The sequence below is a fragment of the Thioclava kandeliae genome (assembly GCF_040297545.1).
Lineage (GTDB): Bacteria > Pseudomonadota > Alphaproteobacteria > Rhodobacterales > Rhodobacteraceae > Thioclava > Thioclava kandeliae.
In genome coordinates, this window is the sequence record NZ_JAYWLC010000005.1 from 226584 (window position 1) to 240796 (window position 14213).

Genomic DNA, 14213 nt, shown 5'->3' on the forward strand with positions numbered 1-14213 from the left:
ATGCGCGTTCTGGTGCAGGAGGCCCCGTTCGATCTGGGCGCAGAGCTGAAAGGGTTCGGCCATGGCGGCCGTGCGGGTGCCGTGGTCAGCTTCACAGGGATCGTGCGCGACGACACCGGCACATTACAAGCACTGGAACTGGAACATTATCCCGGCATGACCGAACGCGCTTTGGTCAAGATCGCCGAAGACGCGCAGACCCGCTGGGCGCTGACCAATGTGACCATCATCCACCGGATTGGCCGGCTGGAGCCGGGTGACGAGATCATGATGGTGGCCACCGCCAGTCCCCATCGCAAGGCCGCTTTCGAGGCGGCCGACTATCTGATGGATTTCCTGAAATCCCGCGCGCCCTTCTGGAAAAAAGAGCATTTCGCTGATCGGAGCGAATGGGTCGCCGCGAAGCAGAGCGACGAGGTCGCCCTAGATCGCTGGTAGAAGAGGGGGCTCTGCCCCCGTCGGGCCAAGGCCCGCCTCCCCCGGGATATTTATGGACGCTGGAAAACCGTTACTTCCAGCGTCCATAAATATCCTGGGGTGAATTCGGCGAAGCCGAAGAGGGGCAAAGCCCCTCCGCGTTCCTCAGAGATTATCCTCGACATGGAAGCCCTGAGGGATCTGCGTCCTGTTCTCGAGGATCAGATCGGCCATCACCTGCGCGACTTTGGGCGCCATGCCGAAGCCGATCTTGAACCCGCCATTGGCAATGAAATGCCCTGCACGGTCAGGCCAAGCGCCCAGCATCGGCGCACGGCTTTTGGCGCGGGGGCGTAGCCCTGCCCAGCGGTCCACGACTTCGGCTCCGGCCAGTTCGGGGCAGATCTGGCGGGTTCTGGCGATGAGCGCCTCCAGCTGATCGTCCGTCCGGTGGGCGTTGTCATACGCGCGCTCGGAGGTCGATCCAATTGCCACCGTTCCATTGGAATGCGGGATGATATGCAGACTTTCGGCATAGAGTTGCGGCATGTCACCAGCGTCGAAGGCAAAGACCGCCGCCTGACCTTTTATCCCTGCGCCTACGTTCTTGCCCAGTTGCAGGCCCAGATCCTGCAGTCCTGCCGCGCCCGTTGCATGCAGCACGGGGCCTGTCTCTTCGGCCTCACCGATGAGGACCTCACCGCCGAGAGCAATAATCGCCCGTGCCAGTGCATCGCCTGTAGCCCTCGGGCAGGCCCGGGCGCTGAGGGTATCATGCACCACATATCCGCTGGGGCTTTCAAAGCCGAGGGGGCCGAACTCCCGCATTGGCACCACCTCCCAGACCGCCTTCCCCTGCCACAGCGTCTTCGCGTTCTCGCCGCGTTCTCTGGCGCGGACGATCTGAGCCTCGTCGGCCAGCGGCTGCAGGCGGCCGATCCTGGCATAGCCCGCATCCCCGCCACCGATCCGCGCGGCATCGGACCAGAACGCGTCCGCCATCAGCAGGCTTTCCAACTGGAACTGCTTCTTGGGATTCCAGTTCTCGGGCACATGGGGTGCAAGCGCCCCCACCGTGCCGCCCGAGGCACCGGCCCCGACGCCATGGATATCGATTACCCGCACCCGCGCGCCACGTCGCGCCATTTCGAAGGCGCAGGCAAGCCCGAAGACCCCCGCGCCCCGCACCGTGACCTGATCGCCGACATGGCTGACCGGATTGACCCTAAGCCCGCTTGTCATTGCCTTTGCCTTTCTGCATTGTCCCGCTCGGGCGTCCGGCGCCCTGTTGATCCAAGGCCCTACCCCGCATGACCCGCACTGACCAGAGTGAAGCTGACCTGACATGGCGCGACGAGGCCATTCCTGTGTCCTCGCGCTTCGATGATCCCTATTTCTCGCTCGGAAACGGGCTTGAGGAAACCCGCCATGTCTTTTTGCGCGGCAATGATCTGCCTGCGCGGGCGAAAGATGGCTTCCGGATTGCCGAACTGGGCTTCGGCACGGGGCTGAACCTGCTGGCCACGGCGCTGGCCTGCCCCGATGCGGCGCTGCACTATACCAGCTTCGAGGCATTTCCGATGTCCGCCGCCGAGATGGGCCGCGCGCTCGAGGCCTTCCCCGAGGCCCGCGCCATTGCCGATCCGCTGATCGATGCCTGGGGGAAGGGGCAGACCGAGTTCACCTTGGGCAAAATCCAGGTGCGTATCCTCATGGAGGATGCCCGCGAGGCTCTGCCGCGATGGGAGGGCCGCGCCGACGCGTGGTATCTCGACGGGTTCTCGCCCGCCAAGAACCCCGAACTCTGGGGCGAGGATCTGATGGCCGAAGTGGGCCGCCATACGGCACAGGGCGGCACCTTCGCCACCTATACCGCCGCAGGTTTCGTGCGCCGCGCGCTGAAAGCTGCAGGGTTTGAGGTCGAGCGCGTCTCGGGCTTCGGCAATAAACGTCATATGTCACGCGGACAGCTCGTCCCGAAGGAATCCGCGTGATGGCCGTCCAGAACAATAACAAACTCGGGGCGATCCTGATCATCATCGTGACGATCGTCTTTGCGGCGCAGGATGCGATCTCGCGCCATCTGGCCGACACCTACAACACCTATATGGTCGTGATGATCCGCTTCTGGTTCTTTGCGCTTTTTGCGATCTGGCTTGCGGGGCGCAAGCAGGGCGGGCTGGCGCGCGCCATCCGCGCCCATCACCCGTGGATGCAGGCGATCCGTGCGATTTTCCTCGTGCTCGAAATCTATGTGATGATCGCGGCCTTCGTGATGCTGGGCCTGATCGAGACCCATGCCGTGTTCATCTGCTATCCGCTGATCGTGGCGGCCCTTTCCGGCCCCGTGCTGGGCGAGAAGGTTGGCTGGCGGCGATGGACCGCGATCGGCATCGGCTTTGTCGGCGTGCTGATCATCCTCAAACCCTCGGGGAATGTCTTCTCGCCGGCGGCGACCTTCCCCTTCCTGTGCGCAGTGATGTTTGCGGTCTACGGGCTCCTGACCCGCAAGGTCGCCGACAAGGACGATAGCAACACTTCGATCTTCTGGACTGCCGTCGGCGGGGCGATCATTTCCACCGTCGTCGGCATGTGGTTTTGGCAACCGATGTCCGGCCCCGACTGGATCTGGATGGCCATCCTCTGTGTCACCGGCGTTCTGGGCCATGCCCTGATGATCCGCGCCTACGAGATGGCCGAGGCCTCGGCCATCCAGCCCTTCAGCTATCTTCAGCTCGTCTGGGGCGCGATGATCGGCATGGCGGTCTTTGATGATGTGCTGCGCACCAATGTGGCCATCGGCGCCTGCTTCGTGGTGCTGGCGGGGCTGTTCACGCTCTGGCGGCAGGCGCAGAAGAACATCGACCCCGTGCCGCCCGCTCCGGCGGTCAAGCCCTGATCAGGGGCCGTTGCCGCGTAGCTCCTGCGTGAAGGGCACGGGCGGTTCGCCCAGCCGTGCACGGTAGATCGGCAGGCTTTCGGAGACGCGCATGACATAGTTGCGCGTCTCGTCAAAGGGGATCATCTCGACCCAGTCGACCACATCGGTGCCGGGCGCGCGCGGATCCCCCATCTCCTCGATCCATTGCCGCGACCGACCCGGCCCCGCATTATAGCCTGCCGCCACCAGCAGGGGCGAATTGCCGAATTCGTCGCGCAGCCCCTTGAGATATTCCGACCCCAACTGGATATTATAGGTGACATCCCTGGTCAGATCATCGGGGCGGTAGTCGACCCCCAGCTTGGCGGCCATCATCTTGGCGGTGCCGGGCATCAGCTGCATCAGGCCCCGCGCGCCCACATAGGACACCACCGTATGGTTGAACTCGCTCTCGCGCCGCGCGATCGACAGGGCAAGCTCTTCGGGCACGGCCAGATCATGGGTTCTCAGCTCGGGGATCGGAAAATAGCCCGCCACCAGAATGGTCCCGTTAAGAGCGGCACGTTTGGAAAGTTGCAGCGCCAGATAGGGATCGCGCCATTCGAGCGCCAGATCGACCAGCCCCGGAATGCGGCTATCGTCGATATTCTCCTCGTATTGCAGCACGAACCGCTCAGCCAGAGTCTGATCGCCCGCAGCATGCAGGAGAAGGGCCGCCTGGAACACCGAGCTCTGGTCATAGCCCCCCGCCCGCCAGTCCGGCAGGGCATCGGGCTGCACCAGAGCGCGGTCCAGAGGCTTGCCGATCTTCTCCGAGGCCAGCAGCCCGTAATAGGCCGTCTGGTAGCGTGCCGCCGCCCCGTAGGCCTGATCGGCCTCGGCCTTGCGCCCCAGCGCCTCGAGCGCGCGACCCCGCCAGTAATCCGCCCGCGATTGCGAGATCGGGCTGCCCACGGCCGCCGAGAGCGCCTGAAAATGGCGCAGCGCCGTGGGAGCATCATCAAGCTTCAGCGCCGCAAACCCTGCAAGGAACTCCAGCTCGGCATAATCCGAGCCGCCGGGTTTCAGATGGTGATTGGCGGCCTCGCGATAGGCGCGGTGGAAATCCCCCCGCCGCATGTCCCAACGCGCCATCCGTTTGCGCACATCGGCCCACATCTCGGGGTCACCCAGTTTCTTGGCCGAGGACGACCAGCCGAGGATCAGCTCCGCCGCCCCGTCCTCAAGGCTCTTGCGCCAGCGCCAGACCGCACGATCCCGCGCAAGCCCGTAGGAATGCATCATATAGTCTGGCACCGCATCAACGAGCCCGTCCACACCGTCGCGCCGCGCCTGCAGTGCTATACGGGCCTCGGCCACGGCCCTGGTGCCGGGCGGCACCAGATCCAGCATCCGCCGCGCCTGTGTCAGATCACCCCGGTCCAGCATCGCCTGCATCCGCCCGCCATTCGAGGGCGCGACCAACACACCATAGCGCTCCAGAAAGGCCTGCTGTTCGTCCGCGCTCAGATCCAGATGGCGCCATGCCCTCTCGGCTTCGGTCGCGGCGGATGTGCTCTCGCCCCTGGCTTGATAGGCCGCGATCAGCGCCAGCGATCCCGTGCCCGTCTGCGGCTTGTGCTGCGCGAAATAGGAGATCACCTGATCGGGGCTCACACCCTCAAGCTTGTCCTCGCCCTTGCGACGCAGCAGCGGCATACCCGGCCAGTCGGGTCTGCGGGCCGAGAAATCGGCATAGTCGCGGAAGCTGCCCTCGCCCGCGCGCAGCCGCTCCCATTCGATCAGATCAAAGCCCACCATGCCCGAATGGCGCGCCGCATCCTGTGCCGCCGGCCAGTCCTTCCGGTCGGCCAGTTCGAGCGCCTGCGCCAATGCCTCGCCAGCATCTCGAGGAGCGTCTTCGGCATGCACAACGTCCGGCAGGGCGCAAACCGCCCCGAATGTCAGAACGATCAGGCTGGCGAGAAGGGTCTTTCGATGCATGGGATCCTCTTTGCTTGGCCTCTTGTGTGCCATAGTGACAGGCCAGTGCAATTCACAAGTTGGCAAGAGCGCCAAGCTCGCATAATGTCCGCCCGATTTTAACCCGACGATTCCGTTCGGATACCCAACACTGCAAAGGAGCGTGTCATGTTCAAAGGGTCCTACCCCGCCCTCATCACGCCGTTCAAGGACGGCGAGCTGGATCTGGACGCGCTCAAGAAGATCGTCGACTGGCATGCCGATCAGGGCAGTCACGGTCTGGTGCCCGTAGGCACCACCGGCGAGTCGCCCACGCTCAGTCATGCCGAGCATAACACCGTCGTGGCCGAGGTCGTGAAGGTTGCCGCAGGGCGCATGAAGATCATCGCCGGTGCCGGCTCCAATTACACCCGCGAGGGGATCGAGCTGATCCAGCACGCGCAGGCCGCAGGCGCCGATGGCGCGCTGGTCGTGACGCCCTATTACAACAAGCCCACTCAGGCCGGTATGATCGCGCATTTCACCGCGATGCATGATGCCTCGAATATTCCGATCATCATCTACAACATCCCCGGCCGCTCGGTCGTGGATATGACGCCGGAAACCATGGGCGAACTGGCCAAGCTGCCGCGGATCGTCGGCGTGAAGGATGCCACTGGCGATCTGATGCGCGTGGCCAAGCAACGCATCACCTGCGGCAAGGACTTCCTGCAGCTGTCGGGCGAGGATGGCACGGCGCTCGGCTTCAACGCGATGGGCGGCGTCGGCTGCATCTCGGTCACCGCAAACGTGGCCCCGAAGCTCTGCTCCGAGTTCCAGAACGCCACACTGGCCGGTGACTGGGCCCGCGCGCTCGAGATCTCCGACAAGCTGATGCCACTGCATATCGCCATCTTCCTCGAACCGGGCGTCTGCGGCGCGAAATACGCAATGTCGCGTCTGGGGCTGTGCTCGGACGAGGTGCGCCTGCCGCTGGTCGGCCTGAGCGATGGCGTCAAGGCCCGTATCGACGAGGCGATGGAATTCGCAGGGCTTCTCTGAACCTCGCACGGAACGGCATCAAAGGCGCCCCCCGGGGCGCCTTTTTTCGTCAGGAGGCCTTGTTCAGGCGGGGCGCGGCTTGAGCATCACGCTCTTCCCACTCGGCGATCCAGTCCCGCCCCAATGCCTCGATCAAGGGCTGGAGATGGGCCTCGTAATGGCGCCAGCGCGCTACACCATCACGATTGATCCCGCGGCGCACCCGCAAATCGGAGGCCGTGCGCACGGCCCCTACCGCGGCTTTCGGGTCGAAGCAGGCGCTCTGCATCTGCAGACCGATATGATCCAGAAGTTGCGGGATCTGCTGCTCGGGATAATCGATCAGCGCTTGCAGTGACTGGATGCGGAACACAGGCCCCAGCTTCTGCGCATAGTCCCGCATCGACTGGTCGGTGAGCTGGATCATATGAGCGATCCAGTCCAACCGTTCGCTGAATCCGTGACCATTGGCAAAATCGGTCACGAACAAAGACAGCCCCAGATCCAGCGGATGCCGGTCCAGCGCGATAAACCGCGCCTCGGGAAGCATGGCCCGCAACAGCCCCGCATGGGACAGATCGAGCGGGGTCTTGGACAGAAGGACCGGCGTCTCGACCCGCCGCTCGGTGATCCGCTGGCGATAGAGCGCCTCCAGACTTCGGACCAGCGGTTGTCCCGGCACGCCGAACCACTTCCAGTAATCCGCAACGAGCCGGCCGTTGGCCTGCTCGGACCGCATCAGATCCAGTATCGCAAGCCGGAAATCGGGCGCCTCGCCCAATGTAGAGACCTGATCATGGCGCAGGAGGATCTGTTCTGTCAGGGTCGTGCCCGAGCGCGGCAGACCACCGATAAAGACCATACGCGGCCCCTGCGCGGGCGGCGCCCCCGCCAGATCGGCCAGATCGGGACAGAATTCCAGCTGGTCGGCCAGACGCTGTTCGGTCACCAGCGGATCATAGCCGCGCATCTTGAGCGCATTGCCGCGGCTGTAATGGGCAAAGGCACGGTCATACTGCCCTTCGGCATCCTCGATCGCGGCAAGCGCGAATTCGGCGCTCACCCGCAGACGCGTGCTGGTGCTCTCGTCCTCGCAGGTGGCCTCGAGACGACGTGCCTCGCGGCCGGAGCTGGGAAAACGGCGCAACCGGTTGCGCCCGGATAACAGGCGGACATCCTCCGGTGCATAGAACAGGGCACGGTCATAGGCGGCAACCGCCTCGTCCACAGCGCCGAATGCCGTCAGGATCGCGGCGTAGATCCCCCATAGCGGAGCGCGATCCGCCCAGAGGGTCACCCCTTCCTGCGCCAGCTTACGGGCCTGTACATCCTGACCAAGCGCCCAGCTGCTGCGGATCGCCTGTAACATCAGATCTGGACTTGGTCCCTTCTGCGACCAGAGTGTCTCTATGCGCTGTAAGGCGGCCCGATGATCTCCATCGAGAACCGCTTTCGCGAGGGAGACATCCTCATCATAAAAGAGATCGGGTGTGTCCATCGTTATCGTCCAAAAATCAAGGGCAGACCATCGGCCTGCCCCCTATAATGATCACACCGATCTTTATTTAATATGAATCACTTCTGGTTGTCTTTGCCCTCGTCCACCGGATCGGTTCCGTCGACCTCACCCTCGTATTCGTCCTCGAGAATGGCCTTCTTACGCGCCTTCTCGGCGCGCTCCTTCTCGATCTCCACGGCTTCATCCAGCTCATGCGCCGCCGTGTCGGACAGGGGCGTGTAGACCGCCCAGTCGCCCTCGGTGGGTTTGGGCAAGGACTCGCGCGGAATGTTGCGCAGCATGATCGCCTTGGACAGGAAATGCGCGGTGATCGGCGCGGTCATGAAGAGGAAGAGCGTGATCATCAGCTCATGCAGGGACAGCTCGCCCTTTTCCGCACCGAACCACACCATCGATGCGATCAGGCAGGCCCCCACCCCGAGCGTCGCCGTCATCGTGGGCGCATGGAGCCGCGTCATGGCATCGGGCAGTTTCACCAGCCCGAACGAGCCCACAAGCCCGAAGAAGCCACCGATGACCAGAAGCGCCGAGACAAGAATTTCCCAAAACAGTTCCATATCTTACCTCACTCGATCAGATCGCCGCGGAGAAGGAATTTGGCATAGGCCACCGTCGAGACGAAGCCCACCATGGCATAAAGGATAGAGGCTTCGAAGAAGATCGCGGTGCCTTCCCAGATCCCGAAACAGACAAACAGTCCGATTGCATTCACCGCCATCGTATCGAGCGCCAGAATACGGTCTGTCACGCCCGGCGATTTCACCACGCGATAGAGGTTGAACAGAAGCGCCAGCGCATAGCAGCCGATGGCGAAGATCAGAGCATAGGTGATCATTCGAAGATCTCCTTCAGGCGGGCCTCATAGCGGGATTTCATACCGTCGCGTGCGCCCTCTGGGTCGGTTTCATGCAGGCAATGGACAAGAAGCGAATGACCATCGGCCGACAGCTCCGCCGCAACCGTGCCCGGTGTCATGGTGATCGTGCCGGCGAAAACGGTGATCGCCTCTGGCGTGTGAAGGTCGAGCGGGATCGAGATCCAGACCGGCTTCAGATCGGCATTGCGCTTGAACAGGATGATCTTGGCGACCGAGATATTCGAGACCACGATATCCCATAGCACGATCAGCGCATATTCGATCATCTTCGGAATATTGCGCACGACGGGCCGGTCGGGCCAGTAGGGCGCGGTGACCCAGGGGATCACGATCCCGACGATAATGCCGAAGACCAGCGAGTTGAGCGTATAGGCATTGGCCAGCAGGAGCCACACCACCGTCAGAAGAACGGTCAGATGCGGATGCGGAAGGATGCGTCTAATCATAGTCTACCCCTCCTCAATGGCCGTCGATCACGGTGTGATCGGGCTCATGGGCACTGTCTTGCACATCATGGTCATCGCCATGCGGATGGGCACCGGCCTCCGCCGCCTCTTCGGCGCGCTGATAGGCCCCGTCCATCACTGCGGAGATATAGTTTTCGCTATTATAGAGCTGCGAGGACATGCCCTGAACATAGGTCGTGGCAGGCCCCGCGAAGACAGTCCACGCAACCAGCCCCGCCAGCAGCCCCCCCGTGGCCACAAAAGCCAATGCGGGCGAGCTGGCATCCTCGACGCCCAGACGCGGCGGGGTCTCGTCCTTGCTGTCCGGGGTCGCATAGCATTTCCAGAACACGGTCGAACCCGCCCGCGAGAAGCCCACGATGGCGATCAGCGAGGTGATCAGGATCGCGGCCCAAATCCACCATTGCTCGAAGGTCGCATGCAGGATCATCAGCTTGCCGAGGAAGCCCGAAAGCGGCGGCATACCGGCCATCCCGATCGCGGCCATGAAGAACATCGCGGCCAGCAGACCGTTCTGCGCGATCACCGGCTGCGGGATCAACTTCAGGCCGATGGCGCGGCGTTCCCTGACCATATCGGCCACAAGGAACAGCGCCGCCGCCACCAGCGTCGAATGGACCATATAGTAGAGCCCTGCCGCCGTGCCCTCTGGCGTGAATTGCGCGAAGGCCAACAGCATGGTGCCGACAGAGCCGATCACCGAGAAGGCCACGAGGCGCCCCAGATCGCGCGCGCCGAAAATGCCCACCATCCCGATGATCAGCGTCAGCGCCGCCGCAGGCAGCAGCACGTCATGGGCCAGCGAACCCACCGCACTTTCGGGGGTGAAGACCAGCGTATAGATCCGGATGATCGCATAGATCCCGACCTTGGTCATGATCGCGAAGAGCGCAGCCACTGGACCCGGGGCATTGGAATAGGTGCCGGGAAGCCAGAATTGGAAGGGGACGATAGCGCCCTTGACAGCGAAGACGAGGATCATCAGTGCCGCGCCCACGCGCAGCAACGCGGCCTCGCCTGCGGGCATCTGGGCCACTTTCTGCGCCAGATCTGCCATGTTCAACGTGCCGGTCGTGGCATAGATCGTCCCTAGCGCGAACAGGAACAGCGTAGAACCGGCGAGATTATAGACCACATATTGCACGCCGGCCTTCAGCCGGTCACGCCCGCCCGCGTGGATCATCAACCCGTAGGAGGCAATCAAGAGCACTTCGAAGAAGACGAAAAGGTTGAAGGCATCGCCTGTCAGGAAGGCACCGTTGATGCCCATCATCTGGAACTGGAGCAGCGAATGGAAGTGCCAGCCGCGCTTGTCCCAGCCCGAGCCGATGGCATAGAGCGCGATCGCCAGCCCCAGCACCGAGGTCAGCACCAGCATCAGCGCCGAGAGCTGGTCGAGCACGAGGACGATCCCGAATGGGGCCTCCCATGCGCCAAGGCGGTAGACCTCCGGCACGCCCGAGGAAGCGCGCACCATCAGCGTGAGGGAGATCGCGACCAGCGCCAGCATCCCCACGATGGAGAACACCCGCTGGGCTGTGCGGTCGAACCGCATCCACAAGACGATCAGGGGCGCCAGAAAGGCCGGCAGCACCACGGGCGCGATAACGAGTTGATCAAAGAAGCCCAGCATCAGTCTTGTTTTTCCTTATCGTCATCGAGGTCGATATAGTCATCGCCCGCCTCGATGAAGGCGCCAAGCGCCAGCATCACCGTCACCGAGGTCATCCCGAAGCTGATCACGATAGCGGTCAGCACGAGGGCCTGCGGAATCGGGTCGGTATAGGTCGAGACGCCCTCCTGCAGGATCGGCGGCATATTCACCGCCAGACGCCCCGTCGCAAAGAGGAAGACGTTCACGGCATAAGACAGCATCGTCATGCCCAGAACCACCGGAAAGACCCTGAGCCGCAGGATCAGGTAGATCCCCGCCGCCGTCATCACGCCGATTGCGCTTGCAACCAAGGCTTCCATCAGTGGTCTCCCTCATTCTTGTTGGGCCCGTTTTGATTAGGCCTATCGGTCGCGCGCTCCATCAGGTGACGCTCCTCGAAACTGCCATCCTCGCGCCGTTCCAGCCAGCGCCGCGGCACGACCGATCCTTCAGGGAAGTTCTCGATACCGACCTCGGCCACGGTGCGTGCCTCGGGGCGTTCGGCCAGGATATGGGCCGCACGTTCCTCGGTCGGCAGGGCGGCACGCCGCGCCAGACGCGAGAGCCCGCCAAGGGCCAGAAGCACCGAGCCCACCACGCCCAAGAACACGCCGAGGTCGAAGCCCATAGCGGTCGCCAGCTCGAACTTGTCGAGGAACGGCAGTTTGAAATAGCCGAAATCGGAGGTCAGGAAGGGCATCCCGTTGAACCATGCGCCCACGCCGGTGATCCCTGCGGCCAGCACGCCCAGCCCGATCAGCTGGTGGTAATAGATCTTCTGCCGCGCCTGCGTCCATGCAAAGCCCGAGGAGATATATTGCATCACCAGCGCGATCGCGACGATCAGACCGGCGATAAAGCCCCCGCCCGGCAGGTTATGCCCGCGCAGGAAGATGAACAGGCCGAAGACCAGCGCGATGGGCATCATCACGCGGGTAGCGATCAGCATCATCATCGGGTGCTTGTCGCCTGCGCGCAGCATATCGGGACGCCATGCGATCAGCTTGCGCGAGCCGGTGCCGTTCAGGAGCGCCTCGGTCAACGCAAAGATCACCAGCGCCGCGATCCCCAACACGGTGACCTCGCCATAGGTATCATAGCCACGGAAATCGACGAGGATCACGTTCACCACATTATCGCCGCCCGCAAGATTGTAGCTATTGGCCAGATGGTATTCCGACATCGAGGGGAAGGCGAAATCGCGCATCATCAGCGCATAGATCAGCGAGCCTGTGCCAAGCCCCACGACCACCGAGAAGATCTTGTCGAAATGGCGCTTGAGATTGCTGGTTTCGGCCGCTGTGACCTTGGGCAGGAAATTGAGCGCCAAGAGCATCAGCACGGCGGTGACCACCTCGACCGAGATCTGGGTCAGCGCCAGATCGGGTGCCGAGAGATAGATGAAGCAGATCGACACGATCAGTCCCACGATCCCCACCAGAACGAGCGCGAGGAAGCGGTTGCGGTGGAAGGCCGCGACACAGATGGTCGCGGTGACCAGCATGATCCAACCGACAAGCGCCACGGGGCTGACGGGCAGCATCTCGCGGGTCTGCGGCCCTTGGCTGCCTGTGGTCCATGCCCAGAAGCCGATCGCCAGCGCCGCCGCCGAGAAGATCAGCAGATAGCGCGCCATCGAGCCGTTATGCAGGCCCGAGGTGAAAATCCGCGCAGCGCAGGCACAGCGCACCATGCCCCAGTCGAACATCGCCTTGGCATCGGGGCGCGGAACCGCGTCCCAGATCGCCCGCAGCGGTTTGAAGGCCGATAGCACGATGATGCCGCCGATCACCGCGATGACCGACATGATCAGCGCCGCGTTCACCCCGTGCCAGATCGCCAGATGCAGATGCTCGTCGAGCGGGGCGCCGATCACGGCCTCCGAGACCATCGCCACGAACGGATCCATCAGGAAGGGGAAGCAGCCGATCAGCAGCACAAGGCAGGCGAGGAAAGCAGGGCTTGCCCACATGCCGAAGCCCGGGTCATGGGGTTTATGCGGATAGTCGTCGCGCACCGGACCCATGAAGCCGTGCCAGATGAAGCGGAAGGAATAGGCCGCCGACAGGAGCGCCGCGATGGTGGCCAGCACGGGGATCAGCCACTCATTGCCCAGCCACGGGGTCTTGGCCGCCTCGTAGAGCATCAGCTCCTTCGACAGGAAGCCGTTGAATAACGGGATGCCCGCCATCGAGAGCGTCGCGATGGTGCCGATGGTGAAGGTCACCGGCATCAGCTTGCGCAAGCCACCAAGGCGCTTGAGATCGCGGGTATGGGCCTCGTGGTCGACGATACCCGCCGTCATGAAGAGCGCGGCCTTGAAGGTCGCGTGGTTAATGATGTGGAAGACACCGGCGATCACACCCGCCTGCGTGCCAAGCCCGAAGCAGAAGGTGATTAACCCCAGATGCGAGATGGTCGAATAGGCCAGAAGCCCCTTCATATCATCCTTGAAGATCGCGATCTTGGCGGCAATCAGCATTGTGACCAGCCCGACCGTCACCACAATGTAGAACCATTCCGGCGTCCCCGAGAGCACCGGCCAGAGCCGCGCCATCAGGAAGAGACCGGCTTTCACCATCGTGGCCGAGTGCAGGTAGGACGACACCGGCGTGGGCGCAGCCATCGCATGCGGCAACCAGAAATGGAACGGGAACTGCGCCGATTTCGTGAACGCCCCCAAAAGGATCAGGATCAGCGCCGGAAGATAGAGATCGGAGGACTGGATCGCGTCTTTCGCCGAAAGGATATCCGAGATCGTGTAACTGCCCGCGATATGGCCCAGCAGCATCATCCCCGCGATCATTGCAAGCCCGCCTGCCCCCGTGACGGTCAGCGCCATACGCGCGCCCTGACGCCCTTCGGGGAGGTGCTTCCAATAGCCGATCAGCAGGAAGGAGGACAGCGAGGTCAGTTCCCAGAAGATCAACAGAAGCAGGATGTTGTCGGACAGAACGATACCCACCATCGCGCCCTGAAAGAGCATCAGATAGGTGTAGAACTGGCCCGCCGGATCTTTCGAGGACAGATAATAGCGTGCGTAAAGGATCACCAGCAGCCCGATCCCGAGGATCAGCGTGGCAAAAAGCATTCCCAGCCCGTCGATCATGAATTCGACATTGAGGCCGAGCCACGGCATCCAGTCGATCTTCGTGCGGACCACCTCGCCCGCCATGACCTCCGGCAAATGCAAAAGCAGCCCCAGAAGCGCAAGGCCGGAGCAGATTGCAACCGATATCGCTGTGGTATTTCTTCCGGTGCGGATCAAGACGCCGGGAAGCAGCGCCCCCAGAAATGGCAAGACGGCAATTAAGGCTGGTGACATTGCTCTCCGGTCCGTTCAAGGCTTCGCGCACGGCCTGCCTGCGCGTGGAACGACCGGCAACGTGACTGATCAGGTTACCTTTAACTGCGAA

At 62.8% G+C, this 14213-nt stretch carries 13 protein-coding genes; 4 read left to right on the top strand and 9 right to left on the bottom strand.

All coding sequences use genetic code 11. The annotated features are described in order from the left end of the window. On the top strand, window positions 1-438 hold the full coding sequence (locus tag VSX56_RS08870; RefSeq protein WP_339114129.1) for a molybdenum cofactor biosynthesis protein MoaE: 438 nt from the start codon (window positions 1-3) through the stop codon (window positions 436-438). Window positions 439-582: 144 nt separating this feature from the next. Here VSX56_RS08870 and VSX56_RS08875 read toward each other — a convergent pair whose 3' ends face one another. After that, complete coding sequence (locus tag VSX56_RS08875; protein ID WP_350936492.1) at window positions 583-1659, bottom strand: NAD(P)/FAD-dependent oxidoreductase; 1077 nt, start codon at window positions 1657-1659, stop codon at window positions 583-585. A gap of 68 nt (window positions 1660-1727) precedes the next feature. Here VSX56_RS08875 and mnmC2 point away from each other — a divergent pair, with 68 nt between their 5' ends. After that, the gene (gene mnmC2 / locus VSX56_RS08880) at window positions 1728-2411 is read left to right on the top strand and encodes a tRNA (5-methylaminomethyl-2-thiouridine)(34)-methyltransferase MnmC2 (RefSeq protein ID WP_339114127.1); all 684 of its coding nucleotides are present in this window, start codon (window positions 1728-1730) and stop codon (window positions 2409-2411) included. Continuing rightward, window positions 2411-3316, top strand: coding sequence for a DMT family transporter (locus VSX56_RS08885; protein ID WP_350936495.1), 906 nt, complete (start codon window positions 2411-2413; stop codon window positions 3314-3316). Before mnmC2 ends, VSX56_RS08885 begins: the two co-directional genes overlap by 1 nt. Here VSX56_RS08885 and VSX56_RS08890 read toward each other — a convergent pair whose 3' ends face one another. Next, complete coding sequence (locus VSX56_RS08890; RefSeq protein WP_350936497.1) at window positions 3317-5281, bottom strand: lytic transglycosylase domain-containing protein; 1965 nt, start codon at window positions 5279-5281, stop codon at window positions 3317-3319. It lies immediately after the preceding gene. 147 nt (window positions 5282-5428) lie between these two features. Here VSX56_RS08890 and dapA point away from each other — a divergent pair, with 147 nt between their 5' ends. After that, the gene (gene dapA / locus VSX56_RS08895) at window positions 5429-6301 is read left to right on the top strand and encodes a 4-hydroxy-tetrahydrodipicolinate synthase (protein ID WP_339114124.1); all 873 of its coding nucleotides are present in this window, start codon (window positions 5429-5431) and stop codon (window positions 6299-6301) included. Window positions 6302-6350: 49 nt separating this feature from the next. Here dapA and VSX56_RS08900 read toward each other — a convergent pair whose 3' ends face one another. The 7 genes from VSX56_RS08900 to VSX56_RS08930 all read right to left on the bottom strand — a co-directional run bounded on the left by VSX56_RS08900 (window position 6351) and on the right by VSX56_RS08930 (window position 14122). Continuing rightward, window positions 6351-7778, bottom strand: coding sequence for a tetratricopeptide repeat-containing sulfotransferase family protein (locus VSX56_RS08900; protein WP_350936499.1), 1428 nt, complete (start codon window positions 7776-7778; stop codon window positions 6351-6353). A gap of 77 nt (window positions 7779-7855) precedes the next feature. Beyond that, window positions 7856-8356, bottom strand: coding sequence for a Na+/H+ antiporter subunit G (locus VSX56_RS08905; protein WP_339114122.1), 501 nt, complete (start codon window positions 8354-8356; stop codon window positions 7856-7858). A gap of 8 nt (window positions 8357-8364) precedes the next feature. After that, window positions 8365-8634, bottom strand: coding sequence for a K+/H+ antiporter subunit F (locus tag VSX56_RS08910; RefSeq protein ID WP_339114121.1), 270 nt, complete (start codon window positions 8632-8634; stop codon window positions 8365-8367). Continuing rightward, a complete protein-coding gene (locus VSX56_RS08915; RefSeq protein ID WP_339114120.1) occupies window positions 8631-9122 on the bottom strand; it encodes a Na+/H+ antiporter subunit E in 492 nt (163 codons plus the stop codon). The genes VSX56_RS08910 and VSX56_RS08915 overlap by 4 nt, the downstream gene beginning before the upstream one ends. A gap of 13 nt (window positions 9123-9135) precedes the next feature. Further along, on the bottom strand, window positions 9136-10776 hold the full coding sequence (locus tag VSX56_RS08920; protein WP_350936502.1) for a monovalent cation/H+ antiporter subunit D: 1641 nt from the start codon (window positions 10774-10776) through the stop codon (window positions 9136-9138). After that, entirely contained in the window at window positions 10776-11117 is a 342-nt protein-coding gene (locus VSX56_RS08925) for a Na+/H+ antiporter subunit C (RefSeq protein ID WP_350936504.1), read from the bottom strand. The genes VSX56_RS08920 and VSX56_RS08925 overlap by 1 nt, the downstream gene beginning before the upstream one ends. Continuing rightward, window positions 11117-14122: a monovalent cation/H+ antiporter subunit A gene (locus VSX56_RS08930; protein ID WP_350936506.1), complete on the bottom strand. Its 3006-nt coding sequence runs from the start codon at window positions 14120-14122 to the stop codon at window positions 11117-11119. The genes VSX56_RS08925 and VSX56_RS08930 overlap by 1 nt, the downstream gene beginning before the upstream one ends. Window positions 14123-14213: the final 91 nt, after the last annotated feature.